The sequence below is a fragment of the Pseudomonas baltica genome, assembly GCF_031880315.1.
In the GTDB taxonomy this organism is placed as follows: Bacteria; Pseudomonadota; Gammaproteobacteria; order Pseudomonadales; family Pseudomonadaceae; genus Aquipseudomonas.
Genome location: NZ_CP134771.1, coordinates 5037262 through 5050689 on the forward strand (window position 1 = coordinate 5037262; position 13428 = coordinate 5050689).

Genomic DNA, 13428 nt, shown 5'->3' on the forward strand with positions numbered 1-13428 from the left:
GTGGCTCGCGCCTGACGCGGCCACCCTGAAGATGGAGAGCCTGTCATGTTTGCCCAAGCCAACCTCGCAATGCCCACCGCGCAAGCACTGCCGACTGGCGCAACGGATCCCCAAGCGTCGCCCTATTTGCTGGAAATCACCCACATCAGCAAAGGCTTCCCAGGCGTCATCGCCTTGTCCGACGTGCAGTTGCGCGTCCGCCCAGGCTCGGTGCTGGCGTTGATGGGCGAGAACGGCGCGGGCAAGTCGACGCTGATGAAAATCATCGCCGGCATCTATCAACCCGACGCCGGCGAGCTGTTCCTGCGCGGCAAGCCCGTGAGCTTTGCCACGCCTTTGGCCGCATTGCAGGCCGGGATCGCGATGATCCATCAGGAACTCAACCTGATGCCGCACATGACCATCGCCGAGAACATCTGGATCGGCCGCGAGCAGCTCAATGGCCTGCACATGGTCGACCACCGCGCCATGCACCGCGCCACCGCCGATCTGCTGGGGCGCCTGCGTATCCGCCTTGACCCGGAAGAACAAGTGGGCAACCTCAGCATTGCCGAACGGCAGATGGTCGAGATCGCCAAGGCGGTGTCCTACGACTCCGACATCCTGATCATGGACGAGCCGACTTCGGCCATCACCGAGACCGAAGTCGAGCACCTGTTCTCGATCATCCAGGACCTCAAGTCCCAGGGCAAAGGCATCATCTACATCACCCACAAAATGAAGGAAGTGTTCGCCATCGCCGATGAAGTCGCGGTGTTCCGCGACGGCCAGTACATCGGCTTGCACAAGGCCGACACGCTGAATGACGACACGCTGATTTCGATGATGGTCGGCCGCGAACTGAGCACGTTGTTCCCGGTGCGTGAAACGCCGATCGGCAAACGCCTGCTGACCGTGCGCGACCTGAGCCTCGACGGGGTGTTCGAGAAAGTCTCCTTCGACCTGCACGCCGGCGAGATCCTCGGTATCGCCGGGCTGATGGGCTCGGGCCGTACCAATGTCGCCGAAGCGCTGTTCGGCATCACCCCGAGCACCGGCGGCGAGATCACCCTGGACGACCAACCGCTGCGCGTCACCGATCCGCACATGGCCATCGAGAAGGGCTTCGCGCTGCTCACCGAAGACCGCAAGCTGACCGGCCTGTTCGGTTGCCTGTCGGTGCTCGAGAACATGGAAATGGCGGTGCTGCCGCACTACGTGGGCAACGGTTTCGTTCACCAGAAAGCCCTGCGCGTGCTGTGTGAAGACATGTGCCGCAAGCTGCGGGTCAAGACCCCGTCGCTGGAGCAGTGCATCGACACCCTGTCCGGCGGCAACCAGCAGAAGGCGCTATTGGCGCGCTGGCTGATGACCAATCCGCGCATCCTGATTCTTGACGAGCCGACCCGTGGCATCGACGTCGGCGCCAAGGCCGAGATCTATCGCCTGATCGCCTTTTTGGCCAGCGAGGGCATGGCAGTGATCATGATTTCTTCCGAGCTGCCTGAGGTGCTGGGCATGAGCGACCGGGTCATGGTCATGCACGAGGGCGAACAGATGGGCATCCTCGATCGCGCCGACGCTACCCAGGAGCGGGTCATGCAGCTCGCTTCGGGTATCGCTGTGCATTGATCCGGTCGGTCCCCTGTGGGAGCGGGCTCTGCCCGCGAAATTTCGATACCGCGCGGCTCCCTGAGCGCCGCGCCGCAACACCACCCGGGCCACCGGCCCGCGTCAGAACAAGAAGAGGTGAGTGGCTATGAACACAATCGTGGAAAACAAACCGGCCACGGCGCCGACCCGTTCGCGGCGGCGCATGCCCACCGAGCTGAGTATCTTCCTGGTGCTGATCGGCATCGCGCTGATCTTCGAAGCGTTCGGCTGGATAGTGCGCGACCAGAGTTTCCTGTTGAACAGCCAGCGCCTGGTGCTGATGATCCTGCAGGTATCGATCATCGGCCTGATTGCCATCGGCGTGACCCAGGTGATCATCACCACCGGTATCGATTTGTCCTCCGGCTCAGTGCTGGCGCTGTCGGCGATGGTCGCGGCGAGCCTGGCGCAGAGTTCTGATTTCACCCGCGCGGTGTTCCCGTCGCTGACCGACATGCCTGTCTATGTGCCGGTGATCGCCGGGCTCGGGGTCGGCTTGCTGGCCGGAGCGATCAACGGCAGCATCATCGCCATGACCGGGATTCCGCCCTTTATCGCCACCCTCGGCATGATGGTGTCGGCCCGTGGCCTGGCGCGTTTCTACACCGAGGGCCAACCGATCAGCATGCTGACTGATTCTTACACTGCCATCGGCCGTGGGGCCATGCCGGTGATCATCTTTCTGGTAGTGGCGGTGATCTTTCATATCGCCCTGCGCTATACCAAGTACGGCAAGTACACCTACGCCATCGGCGGCAACATGGCGGCGGCGCGTACCTCGGGGATCAACGTCAAGCGCCATTTGATCATCGTCTACAGCATCGCCGGCTTGCTGGCCGGATTGGCCGGGGTCGTGGCGTCGGCACGTGCCGCGACGGGTCAGGCCGGCATGGGCGTGTCCTACGAGCTGGACGCCATCGCCGCCACGGTGATCGGCGGTACCAGCCTGGTAGGTGGCGTGGGCCGGATCAGCGGCACGGTGATCGGCGCACTGATCCTTGGGGTCATGGCCAGCGGCTTTACGTTCGTGGGCGTCGATGCCTATATCCAGGACATCATCAAGGGCTTGATCATCGTGATCGCAGTGGTGATCGACCAGTATCGCAACAAGCGCAAGTTGAAACGCTGAAGCGGGTTGCAGCCCATTGCAGGTGGTGCATCGACCACCGTCTTCGCGGGCAAGCCTTGCTCCCACAGTCTCGAGCCGTACACCTGTGGGAGCAAGGCTTGCCCGCGAAAGCGCCGGTTGCCACAGCGCAAGATTTCAGTCAGCTCACACACTCCCACAGTGCAAGTCGATCTCGAGCCGTACACCTGTGGGAGCAAGGCTTGCCCGCGAAAGGGTCGGTTGCCACAGCGCAAGACTTCAGTCAGCTCACACACTCCCACAGTGCAAGTCGATCTCGAGCCGTACACCTGTGGGAGCAAGGCTTGCCCGCGAAAGCGCCGGTAGCCACAGCGCAAGACTTCAGTCAGCTCACACACTCCCACAGTGCAAGTCGGTCTCGAGCCGTACACCTGTGGGAGCAAGGCTTGCCCGCGAAGGGGCCGGTAGCCACAGCGCAAGATTTCAGTCAGCTCACACACTCCCACAGTGCAAGTCGGTCTTGAGCCGTACACCTGTGGGAGCAAGGCTCGCCCGCGAAAGGGCCGGTCGCCACAGCGCAAGATTTCAGTCAGCTCACACACTCCCACAGTGCAAGTCGGTCTCGAGCCGTACACCTGTGGGAGCAAGGCTTGCCCGCGAAAGCGCCGGTCGCCACAGCGCAAGATTTCAGTCAGCTCACACACTCCCACAGTGCAAGTCGGTCTCGAGCCGTACACCTGTGGGAGCAAGGCTTGCCCGCGAAAGCGTCGGTCGCCACAGCGCAAGACTTCAGTCAGCTCACACACTCCCACAGTGCAAGTCGATCTCGAGCCGTACACCTGTGGGAGCAAGGCTCGCCCGCGAAAGGGCCGGCCGCCACAGCGCAAGATTTCAGTCAGCTCACACACTCCCACAGTGCAAGTCGATCTCGAGCCGTACACCTGTGGGAGCAAGGCTTGCCCGCGAAAGGGTCGGTAGCCACAGCGCAAGATTTAAGTCAGCTCACACACTCAACATCTGTAGTGGCCAACGCCGGGTGATGTCATCGACACGCCCGGCGCTGAGGTTGAAGCCCGCCATCCACTGCTCGCTTAGGCTCAGCCACTCAGGCAGGTCAGGCTGGCTGGTCTGGCCCAGGTCCGAGCTGTACAGCACTCGCGGCAACTCCCCCAGCACCGCAGCGAAATCGTCGGCCGGTTGATAGCCCAGCAGATAGGTGAGGGCGGTCTGCTCGATGTACAGGAACGGCAAATCCCCCAAGGCTTGCAGCGCTTTGGCGTCGAGCCCGGTCATAGGGTTGGCCGGTTGGTTGAGCATCAAGCGTGGCACCCCAAGGCGATCCGCCGCTTCTACCAGCCGTAACACCTCAGGCCCGTTGGCATGCCCGGTGGAAATCACCAATGGGTAGTCACGGCTCATGCGCAGCAGATCGAGGGTGGCGGCGGTGAGCTGGCCGCTGGTGTCGCTGACGGTCAACGGCTGGATCGGCCGCTGGCCGAGGATCGGGTGGCTAAGGGTGCGGGCCAGGCGGCTACTGTGCTGGCGCCCGGTGACGGTGGGCAGGTGCACGATAAAGCGCAGGTCGGCATCGTGCTGGCACAGCGAGCGTTCGACCACGCGGGTATCGAGGCCGCCGGCGATTTCGTTGAGCACCACCGAGCCGGACACCGGCAGGCCGCGGGCGCGGGCTTCCCAGGCCTGGGCGGCAGTGCAGCCGAGGTGATTCTTGAGTACGACCCAGCCGTTGTGCTCGCGGTAATGCTCGCCGACAGCGGTGGCGCTGTGGCGGCGCAGGTAGGCATCGGGGCCGGCGTGGTAGTGGACGTCGATGAAGGTTGCGTGGGTGATGTTCATGGTGAGGGCCTGTCTGGAAGTTGATGTCGATTGGGCGAGCCTCTTCGCCGCCGAACGCGCACCCGTGCTCCCACAGTGCGCAGCGGCCCTGAGTCGTACACCTGTGGGAGCGAAGCGTGCTCGCGAAGAGGTCGGTGCGGCTGGCGCATAGTCTGTTCATGACGCGCTTTGTGCGGTCAGGCGCAGATGTTCCTGCACCCACGCCCAGACCCGTGCCGGGTGTTCGATATGCGGGCGCATGCCGCTGCCGGGGATGCTGGCGGCGAGGTGTCGGGTGGTGCGCGGGAAGCTGATGTTGCTGGCGCGTACCAGATGCGATTGTTCGCCGTAGAGGCTCAGGAGTTTGCCGGGATAGGCGTGTACGGCATCGCGTACATCGAGTCGTTCGAGCAGGCCAAAGCCGCGTTCGAGCCGTTCACACGCCAGCGCATCCGCCGTGGGCCTGGGCCGTGCGTCATCCCAGTCGCGAGCAGGCTCGCCCCCGACAGTCCGGGGCTGCGCTGGGCGGTGGGCGAGAGAGGGGCCGTCGGGGGCAAGCCCGCTCGCTACAGAGTTGCCTGCGGATGGGGCGATCGTTGCGTTGGCACCCGCGTCTGCCGTCACCCAGTGCTCCAGCCAGCGCAGGGCCTCGGTCAGCTCGCCAGCGGCGGCCAATTGCGCCATATACCCCAGCCGCTCATCCAGCTGTGAATCAGCCTGGGTCGGCGCGCTGATCAGCAAGGTCGCCGGTATCGATGCGGCCCAGCGGCTGGCCAGCAGGCTCTGCACCACCGCGCCGCCCAGGGCGCTGCCGGCCAGTAGCTGGATTGGCCCAAGCCCCTGGAGAATCCGCCGCCAGGCATCGGCAAAGGTCGGCAGATCTTCAGGCGCCGGTTGCAGTGACAGGCTGTCGAAGATCATCACGCGATACCCAAGCGCCACCAGCCGCTCGGTCAGGGGCGCGAAAAACTGCCCCTCGTCCCAATACGGCATGACCGGCGCCATGACCACGGCCAGGGCGGGGCCATGGCCGTGGCTGACGAAGCTGATGTCGCTGGCGCCTGACACCGTGCCACCGGCCTGTGCGCCGATCGAGGCAACAACGCTCGATTCAATGCGGCCGCGACCACTCGCCGCCGGTTCAGCGAAAGGCTTCATAGGCATAGCCGCGCTCCTTGTTGCAGCGCGCTCCGGGCCGCCGCGACGATCTGCTCGACCAGTTGCCCTGCCGGGAGAATATCGTTGACCAGGTCCACGACCTCGCCGGCCCAGATCGCCCGCACATCGAGGTTGTCGACGCGTAGCGCTTGCGCATAGTCGTAGGCGACGCTGGAGGCCGCACTGCTCAGCAGATGCTCTCGGCCCAGCCAGCGTTCAGTGAACTGATTGGCCAGGGCGCGGCCGCTGTAGTGCTCCGGCCAGTCGATGCCGCGGATCTGATCGAAGCCGCGGGTGCGCACGGTATCGCTGGCGATCCCGTGCACCACTCGTTGCTTGAGCCCGGTGGAGGGCAGGGCTTCGTCGCTGGCCAGCAAGCGCGTGCCCATCATCACCCCGTCGGCGCCCAGGAGCAGCGCGGCGGCCATGCCGCGACCGTCGGCGATACCACCGGCGGCAATCAACACCGCCTGCTCACCGACCGCGTCACGCACCGCCGGAATCAACGGCAGGCTGGCACGGCGCAGGCTGTGACCGCCGGCCTCGGCGCCTTGCACGATCAAGGCGTCGGCGCCGGCATCGAGCGCGGCAAGGGCCTGATCGACGTCGTGCACCTGCACCACCACCAAGGCGCCGGCGTCCTTGATCGGCGCGACGAAGGGCCGCGCGTCGCCGAACGACAAGGCGACCACATGGGGCTGGTACTCCAGCGCCAGATCAAGCAGGGCCATGTTCTTGGCTACGGTGAACATCACCAGGCCGACACCCCAGGGCTGGATGACTTCACGCATCTGCTCCAGCTCGGTTTTCATCCAGGTCGGGTCGCCGTAGCTGGCGCCGATCAGCCCCAGCCCGCCCGCTTGTGATACCGCCGTAGCCAGGCGCGCACCAGACACTGCGCCCATGGGCGCGAGCACAACGGGGTGGGGGATGTTGAACAGTCGGCACAGTTTGGAATCGAGGGTACTCATCGGGTACAGGCTCCATTGCGGGCATCAGCGCCCCATCAGGCGGCGCGATGCTGAAAAGTGACGGCGCGGTGCGTAGGTCAAGAGGCGGTGACAGGAGTTTCCAACGCGCTGGGGATGTAATCGGTGACGCGGTACAGATGGAATTCCCAGCTGCCGGTCTCCTTGAGTTTCAGATAGCGGCGGTTGAATTCGTCGTCCTCAAACAGTGACTCGAACTCGGCCTGATTGCGCCACAGCGCCTGGTTGATGACGGTCTTGCCATCGATGCTCTTGTACAACCGACTCCACTCGAACGAGGGATAGGTACGGGCCACGTAGCCCACCGCCGAGCGCAGCACGTCAAGCGCGGCGTCCTGCTGGCCCTCGTCGACATGCACCACGTTGACCAGGTAGATGGCGTCTTGCTCGTTGCTGGCGAAATCGCTCATGCCACATCCTCCAGCGCCGGCGAGTAGGGCTGGCGCAGGCCTTGTTGTTCGAGGCGCGGCAGCACGTCGGCGACAAAATCGTCGAGGCCCTGGTGGTAGTCCAGCCAGGTCAGGCACAGGCCGTCGATGCCCAGTTCGTTGTAGGCATTGCACTGCTCGGCAATCATCTGGGCGGTGCCCACCAGCGGCATGCCGGCAAAGCCCGCCTTGAAGTGAAAGCGAAAGCGCTCGGCGTCTTCGGCGTTGGCGAACATGCCGCTCTGCACGCCGATCTCGGCGGTAACGTTATCCAGCGCGGCCTCGTCGCCGTGCTGATTGACGTAGTAGTCCAGATAGTCTTCGGCCTCTTTGAGCGAGTCCTTCTGCACCACGTAGGCGTACACCCAGATCTGGAGTTCGCGGCCGTATTCCTTGCGCGCCAGGTCACGGTAGGTGTTGATCTGCGCGCGCATGGCGTCGGGGCCGTCTTCCTGTTTGAGAATCAAAAACGCCGCATCGCAATGCTCGGCGCAAAAACGTCGGCCGCGCTCTGAGCCCCCGGCGTTCATCAGGAACGGCCGATTGAGCGGCTTGGGTTGCGACACGCCTTGGGCGATGTTGAAGAACTCGCCCTTGAAGTCGAAGGCGCTGGGTTCGGTCCAGGCCTTGCGGGCGATGCTCAGCCATTCATCGGCATGGTCGTAGCGGCGGTCGTGGGGCAGCTGGGCGCCGCCGTTGAACATGCCCATTTCCTTGCCGTACCAGCCGCAGATGATGTTGAGGCCGAAGCGCCCGCCGCTGATGTGGTCGATGGTCGCCGCCTGCTTGGCGGCGAACAGCGGGTGCACGGTGGACAGATGCGAGGTGGTGAACAGCGCGATCTGTTCGGTCACCGAGGCCAGGCCGGCGGCCCAGGTGTAGGTTTCGTACGACACGCCCATGGGGTCGCTGTCGCCCCCCCAGCCGCGCCAGCGACCGACCGGCAGCAACAGTTCGAGGCCGGCGCGATCGGCTTTTTTCGCCAGTTGTAGGTTCGCGGTCCAGTCGGCGGCGGCCAGGCGTTCAGGCGCCGAGGTCAGGGTGCAGCCGCCTTCGATATTGATGCCGAACACGCCGAGCTTGAGGCGGTTGGGGCTGCTGAACATGGGGTTGGGCTTGCGGGTGATTGCAGTCATTGTGCTGCTCCTTGCGGGGTGACTTGAGGGTTGGCGTTGAGCCAGGGCTGGTCGTAGCGATGCAGGCGCCGTGCTTCGCCCAGCGACAGGCCGCGGCTGATCGACAGGATGATTTCGCGCTCGGTGCGCTCCACGGCTTCGGCGCGCTGCAGTACCGCTTCGAACTGCGCGCGGGGGATGGCCAGGCAACCGCTGGCGTCGGCGACGATGACATCACCGGGGTAGATCGCTACGCCGCTGATGCGCACCGGTACTTGCACGGCCTTGAGCTGCACGCGGTTCTTGCCGGACTGCATGAAGCGGCCGCGGCTGAACAGCGGGTAGTCGAGCCGCCCGACCGTGTCGAGGTCACGGCCGACGCCATCGATCAGGGTGCCGTTGATGCCGCGCTGGCTGGCGAAGTGGGTGAGGATGTCGCCCCACACCGTGGCATCCAGGCGGCCGTCGTTGCAGGAGACGATCACCGAATCGGCAGGTACGTCATCGATGTAGTTGGCGGCGTTGCGAAAGCCGCCGTGTTCGGTCACCGGCTGGTATTGCACGGTGTAGGCATAGCCGCAGCAGCGTGTGCCGGGCACTTGCTGATGCAGGCCCAGCAGGCCGCCTGCGATGCCGAGGCTGTCGAGGGCATCGCTCAGGGCGGCGGTGTCGAGGGCGGCGCAACGCAGCAGCAAGGGATCAGGGGTGGCGTTCATGAAGGGCTTCCGACGGGGTGGAGGGTGCGGCTGGCCAGGCTGTTGGCCAAGCTGCGTTCGATGATGGCGCTGGCGACCTGGCCAGTGGTGGCGGTGCCGCCCAGGTCCGGGGTCTGGCAGACGCGCCGAGCCACCTGAGTGACCGCGCGCTGGAGGGCGTGGGCCTGGTCGCTGTAGCCCAGGTGGTCGAGCAGCAGGGCGACGCTGAGGAACATCGCGCTGGGGTTGGCGACGTTGCGGCCGACGTAGCTGGGGGCGCTGCCGTGCACCGGTTCGAAGTAGGCCGCTTTGCTGCCGAAGTTGGCGCTCGGCGCCAGGCCCAGGCCGCCCATCACGCCGGCGCCGAGGTCGGAGAGGATGTCGCCGAACATGTTTTCTGCCACTACCACGCCGAAGCGCTCGGGGCGACGGATCATCCACAAGGCCACGGCGTCGACGTTATCGATGTTGGCGGCGATGCCGGGGTAGTGCAGCGCCACTTCGTCGAAAATGCCCTTGGCGAAGGCGCCACTGTGGCGCAGCACATTGGGTTTGTCGGCCAGGGTCACGCGGTCGAAACCTTGCTGGCGAGCATGCTCGAAGGCGAAGTGGAACAAGCGCGTCAGGCCGTTGCGGGTTTGCAGGCGCAGGGCTACGCAGGCGTCATCCGGGCCGTTGCGGGTCCAGGGGGCGCCGTGCAGCTCGCGTTGCTGCAAGAGTGGTTCGAGTTCGGCCGGCACCCGGCCGTAATCCAGGCCGGCATACAAGCCTTCGGTGTTCTCGCGGATCACCGTGAAGCAAAAGCGATCGTCGCCCAGCACATCGGTCACCGGTCGCACGTTGGCGTACAGGCCCAGTTGCTGGCGCAGCTGGATCACCGGCGAGACATAGTTCAGGCCTTGGCCACGCAGGTGCTCGGGCAATTGCGCCTCGGCCTCGTGCAGCGGCTGGCTGGTGATGGCGCCGAGCAAGGTGGCGTCGGCGGCGGCGATCTGCGCCCAGGTGCGGCTCGGGACCGGATCGCCGTCGCGTCGCCAGCATTCCCAGCCGATCTCGGCGAACGTCAGATCGATGGGCAGTTGCAGGGCGTCGAACAGCGGCAGTACCGCGTCGGTGACCTGCGGGCCGATGCCGTCGCCGGGCAATACGCACACGCGATGGCGAGTCATGGCCGTGCTCCTTGGGCGTGGCGCGCCGTGAGGTTTTGTTCATGCAGGGCGCGCAGACCGTGGTAGGTCGAGGCCAACTGCAGGCGGCTCATCACTTCATCGAGCCGCGCCTGCACATCGAACGGCAGGTTGTAGGCGCCGAGCATTACATCGACCAAGGGCGCTGGCAGGTTGCTGGCGCTGACCTGTTGCGCGGTGTATTCGGACAATTGCAGGGCCTTGACCAGGTCGTGACGGTCACGGTGGTCGCAGCGATGCAGGTAGCCGATGAGCATGCCCAGCGGCAGGTTGCCGGCGCCTTTGCCCATGCCGCACAGCGAGGCATCGATGTACTCGGCGCCGGCGTCGATGGCGGCCATGGCGTTGGCCAGGGCCAGCGACAGATTGTTGTGGGCATGAAAGCCCAGCGGCGTGTGCACTTCGCGGGCGGTGCGATCGAACAGCCGCCGCACGTCGTCCGGCAGCATGTGGCCGTTGGAGTCGGCAAAGCAGATGACATCCACACCGGCCCCTTCGGCGCGCAGGGCCATGTCGGCGAGCACCGCCGCTGGCTGGGTGGTGACGTGGGTGATATTGGCGCTGACCTCGACACCGAACGACTTGGCCAGGGCCAGGGTCCGCAGGCCTTCGTCGAGCTGATCCAGGCGCAGGCACACCCGCACCATGGCCACGCCGCGCTCGGCCAGTTGTGCCAGGTCGACGGCAGTGACGTTGCGCGGATGGACCATCACGCACAGCCCCAATCGCCCCTGTGCGGCTTTGACCAGGGCGTTTATATAGTCGCCGGTCACGGCGCTGTTGGCGCCATGCTCCGGCTTGCGGATGAATGAGCCGTTGCAGTAACCGATCTCGGCGCAATGCACGCCAACCTCGGCCAGATGCGCAACGGCATTGATGGCGTAATCGGTGGTGAATTCGAAGTTGTTTCGATATCCCCCATCACGCAGCGTCACATCAATGATTCTGACTTGGCTCATGACTCGATTCCCTTGAGTGGATGCTGGTACTGCTGGGAGTCGATGGTCGTGGCGAAAGGCAATAGGGTAAATTCCCAAAAAATTGCCAGGGGGAGGAGAAAATTCCCCTTGTGGGGGCGGGGCGCCGGGGTGTTCGATAGGCGCTATCGAATCCGCCAGGCCCGCGCCTTCAGAGGGGGGCGGTCAGAGGCTGGCGCCGGCCGGGAAGCAGCCGATCAAAAAGTCCATCACGGCGCGCACTGAAGGATCCTTGCGCAGCTCGACATGCACGCCCAGCCAGACATCCACGACCAATGCCGGGGCGGCGCATTCTAGCCGCTGCAGGAGTGGATCCTGGCGCGCCAGGTAGTCCGGCAGCAGCGTGACGCCCAGGCCACTGCGCGCCGCTGCGGCGCGCACCTCCGGACTGCGAGCACGCAGTACCACCGGGCGCTCGCCGACCACCTCCTGCAACCAGTCGTGCTGGGGCGAGGCGTTCATGGCCTGGTCGTAGAGGATGTAGTCGTATTGCTCGGGCGGCCGCGTGTGGGTATAGCCCGGCGCCGCATAGAGGCTATACGACAGGCTCGCCAGGCGGCGCACCACCATGTCGGTCTGAGCCGGGCGGCGCAGGCTGATCAGCAGGTCGGGCTCCGGCGCTTTGGCGCTGGCTGGGTCCTGCCCGGCGTCATCGGGCAGCAGCAGGCTGACGTCGATCGCTGGCTGTTGCCGACGCAGATGGCCCAGGTGCGGGGCGATGAACGCCGAGGCCAGTGGCGCCGGCGCGCTGATCGACAGCGGCACGAAGCGTTGGGTTTGCGAGCGGGCGATTCTACGGATGGCCTGGGCGTCCTGATGCATGCGCTGACCGATCTCCGCGACGCGGCGGCCAAAGGCGGTGAGTTGATACTGGCGCTGGCGACGGTCGACCAGCTTGAAGTTGAGCGCCTGCTCGAGGGCGGCGATGCGCCGGGCGACGGTGGCGTGTTCGACGCCCAGCTCGCGAGCAGCACCGTTCAGTGAGCTGACGCGGGCAAAGGCCAGGTAATGGCGCAGGTTTTCCCAGTCGAACATGCTCGGTTCATGGGCGGCGGGCGCAGTTCGTCCAACACCGGTTGGCGGGAGGGTAGTGGTCATCGGGAGATTGCTCGGTTACGGGTGGAGCGGGCGCTATCTCACACCCCGTAGACCGCGTTGCGCAGGAGCCGGGCCAGAGCCGAGTCCGTTGTGTTTCCAGCTGTGTTGGTGAGGGCGACCCCGCTCAGGCGCTTGAGCGGATCGACGAACCAGGAGTGACCGCCAGCGCTGTGCAGGCGCCAGGTGCCGATCGATTCCGGGCTGTCGGCGGCCAGCGGGTCGCGCAGCACCGTAAAGCCCAGGCCGAAGCCGCGACCGGGCCAGCCCTGCAATTGCAGATCGCCGGTCTGGATGGCGGCCATTTCGCCGATCAGCACTTTGGGCAGCAGCACGCCGCCGTCCTGGCGCAGGGCCTCGAGCAGCAGCAGGTAGTCATCGGCACAGCTCAGAATGCCGTCCTTGAGCGGATGCACTGGCTGGCCCTTCACGAATACCGGGCCGGGGCCGGGCTGATTGGCCACGACATACCCCGTGCTGCGTAACTGCAGCGGGCCGATGACATAGCGTTGCAGGGCCGCTTCGAGGGAGCCGCCGGCGAACTGGGCGATCACGCCAGCGAGTACGTCACTGGCCATGGAGTGGCCCCAGGCGCTGCCCGGGCGATAGCGCAGCGAGGCCATGCCGAGTTGACGCAGGGTGTCGGGCAATTGGGTGTCGTCGGCAACGCTGGCATCCTGATAGGCCTCGGCCGCGACAGCGGCGGTGGGCAGGCGTCGGGGGAAGCCGGCGCAGTGGCTGAGCAGTTGCCGCACGGTGATGACCGCCAGGCTGCCATCGGCCAGCAGGGGCGTGAAGTCCGGCAGCCAGCGATGAATGTCTTCGTCGAGGCTCAAGCGCCCCTCACCGACCAGAGCCATGGCCGCCACCGAAACCAGCAGGCGTGAGAGGCAGGAGAGGCGGAATAAGGAGTCGGCCGCGACAGGCGTGCCGTGGGCAGGGTCGAGCACCCCCACATCGCGCCGGTAGATAACCTCTCCATCCAGTGCAACACGGATCTGCCCGCCGATCAGATGACCGCTGCGCAACGCCGATTCGATCGCTGCATCGACGCGGCAGCCAATGGCCCCAGCGCTGAGCAGGTCGTAGGCGTACACCGTACGAAGCGGGACATTGACGGACATTTTCAATCCAATTGAAACAATTTTGATAAAGCGATGGTAGCGGGGGGCGCAAGCGCAGAAACAGAGGGTACACTTCCGATCTAAGCGGATGTTTGTGTCCGCAATCAG

12 protein-coding genes are annotated in these 13428 nt (G+C 65.1%); 2 read left to right on the plus strand and 10 right to left on the minus strand.

From position 1 onward, the window contains the following. Positions 1 to 45: 45 nt before the first annotated feature. A complete protein-coding gene (locus tag REH34_RS22705; protein ID WP_409373160.1) occupies positions 46 to 1611 on the plus strand; it encodes a sugar ABC transporter ATP-binding protein in 1566 nt (521 codons plus the stop codon). Between the two features lie 127 nt (positions 1612 to 1738). Further along, positions 1739 to 2761 (plus strand): ABC transporter permease, encoded by a 1023-nt coding sequence (locus tag REH34_RS22710; RefSeq protein ID WP_226503487.1) that lies wholly within the window; start codon positions 1739 to 1741, stop codon positions 2759 to 2761. A gap of 960 nt (positions 2762 to 3721) precedes the next feature. On the opposite strand, the gene REH34_RS22715 is transcribed toward REH34_RS22710, so the two are convergent. The 10 genes from REH34_RS22715 to REH34_RS22760 form a co-directional block, all read right to left on the minus strand. Then, complete coding sequence (locus tag REH34_RS22715) at positions 3722 to 4573, minus strand: DUF6282 family protein (RefSeq protein WP_311969231.1); 852 nt, start codon at positions 4571 to 4573, stop codon at positions 3722 to 3724. Between the two features lie 156 nt (positions 4574 to 4729). Beyond that, positions 4730 to 5716 (minus strand): alpha/beta hydrolase, encoded by a 987-nt coding sequence (locus REH34_RS22720; protein ID WP_311969232.1) that lies wholly within the window; start codon positions 5714 to 5716, stop codon positions 4730 to 4732. After that, positions 5707 to 6681: a nitronate monooxygenase gene (locus REH34_RS22725; protein WP_311969233.1), complete on the minus strand. Its 975-nt coding sequence runs from the start codon at positions 6679 to 6681 to the stop codon at positions 5707 to 5709. The genes REH34_RS22720 and REH34_RS22725 overlap by 10 nt, the downstream gene beginning before the upstream one ends. A gap of 77 nt (positions 6682 to 6758) precedes the next feature. Beyond that, positions 6759 to 7109 carry an antibiotic biosynthesis monooxygenase gene (locus REH34_RS22730; protein WP_311969234.1) on the minus strand — a complete coding sequence of 117 codons (351 nt, stop codon included), beginning with the start codon at positions 7107 to 7109 and terminating at the stop codon, positions 6759 to 6761. Further along, entirely contained in the window at positions 7106 to 8263 is a 1158-nt protein-coding gene (locus REH34_RS22735; RefSeq protein WP_311969235.1) for an LLM class flavin-dependent oxidoreductase, read from the minus strand. Before REH34_RS22735 ends, REH34_RS22730 begins: the two co-directional genes overlap by 4 nt. Then, entirely contained in the window at positions 8260 to 8958 is a 699-nt protein-coding gene (locus tag REH34_RS22740) for an RraA family protein (RefSeq protein WP_311969236.1), read from the minus strand. The genes REH34_RS22735 and REH34_RS22740 overlap by 4 nt, the downstream gene beginning before the upstream one ends. Then, entirely contained in the window at positions 8955 to 10106 is a 1152-nt protein-coding gene (locus tag REH34_RS22745; protein ID WP_311969237.1) for an isocitrate/isopropylmalate family dehydrogenase, read from the minus strand. Before REH34_RS22745 ends, REH34_RS22740 begins: the two co-directional genes overlap by 4 nt. Further along, entirely contained in the window at positions 10103 to 11083 is a 981-nt protein-coding gene (locus REH34_RS22750; RefSeq protein WP_311969238.1) for a nucleoid-structuring protein H-NS, read from the minus strand. The genes REH34_RS22745 and REH34_RS22750 overlap by 4 nt, the downstream gene beginning before the upstream one ends. A 183-nt stretch (positions 11084 to 11266) precedes the next feature. Further along, positions 11267 to 12199 carry a LysR family transcriptional regulator gene (locus tag REH34_RS22755; protein WP_311969239.1) on the minus strand — a complete coding sequence of 311 codons (933 nt, stop codon included), beginning with the start codon at positions 12197 to 12199 and terminating at the stop codon, positions 11267 to 11269. A gap of 38 nt (positions 12200 to 12237) precedes the next feature. Then, positions 12238 to 13320 (minus strand): serine hydrolase domain-containing protein, encoded by a 1083-nt coding sequence (locus tag REH34_RS22760; RefSeq protein WP_311969240.1) that lies wholly within the window; start codon positions 13318 to 13320, stop codon positions 12238 to 12240. Positions 13321 to 13428: the final 108 nt, after the last annotated feature.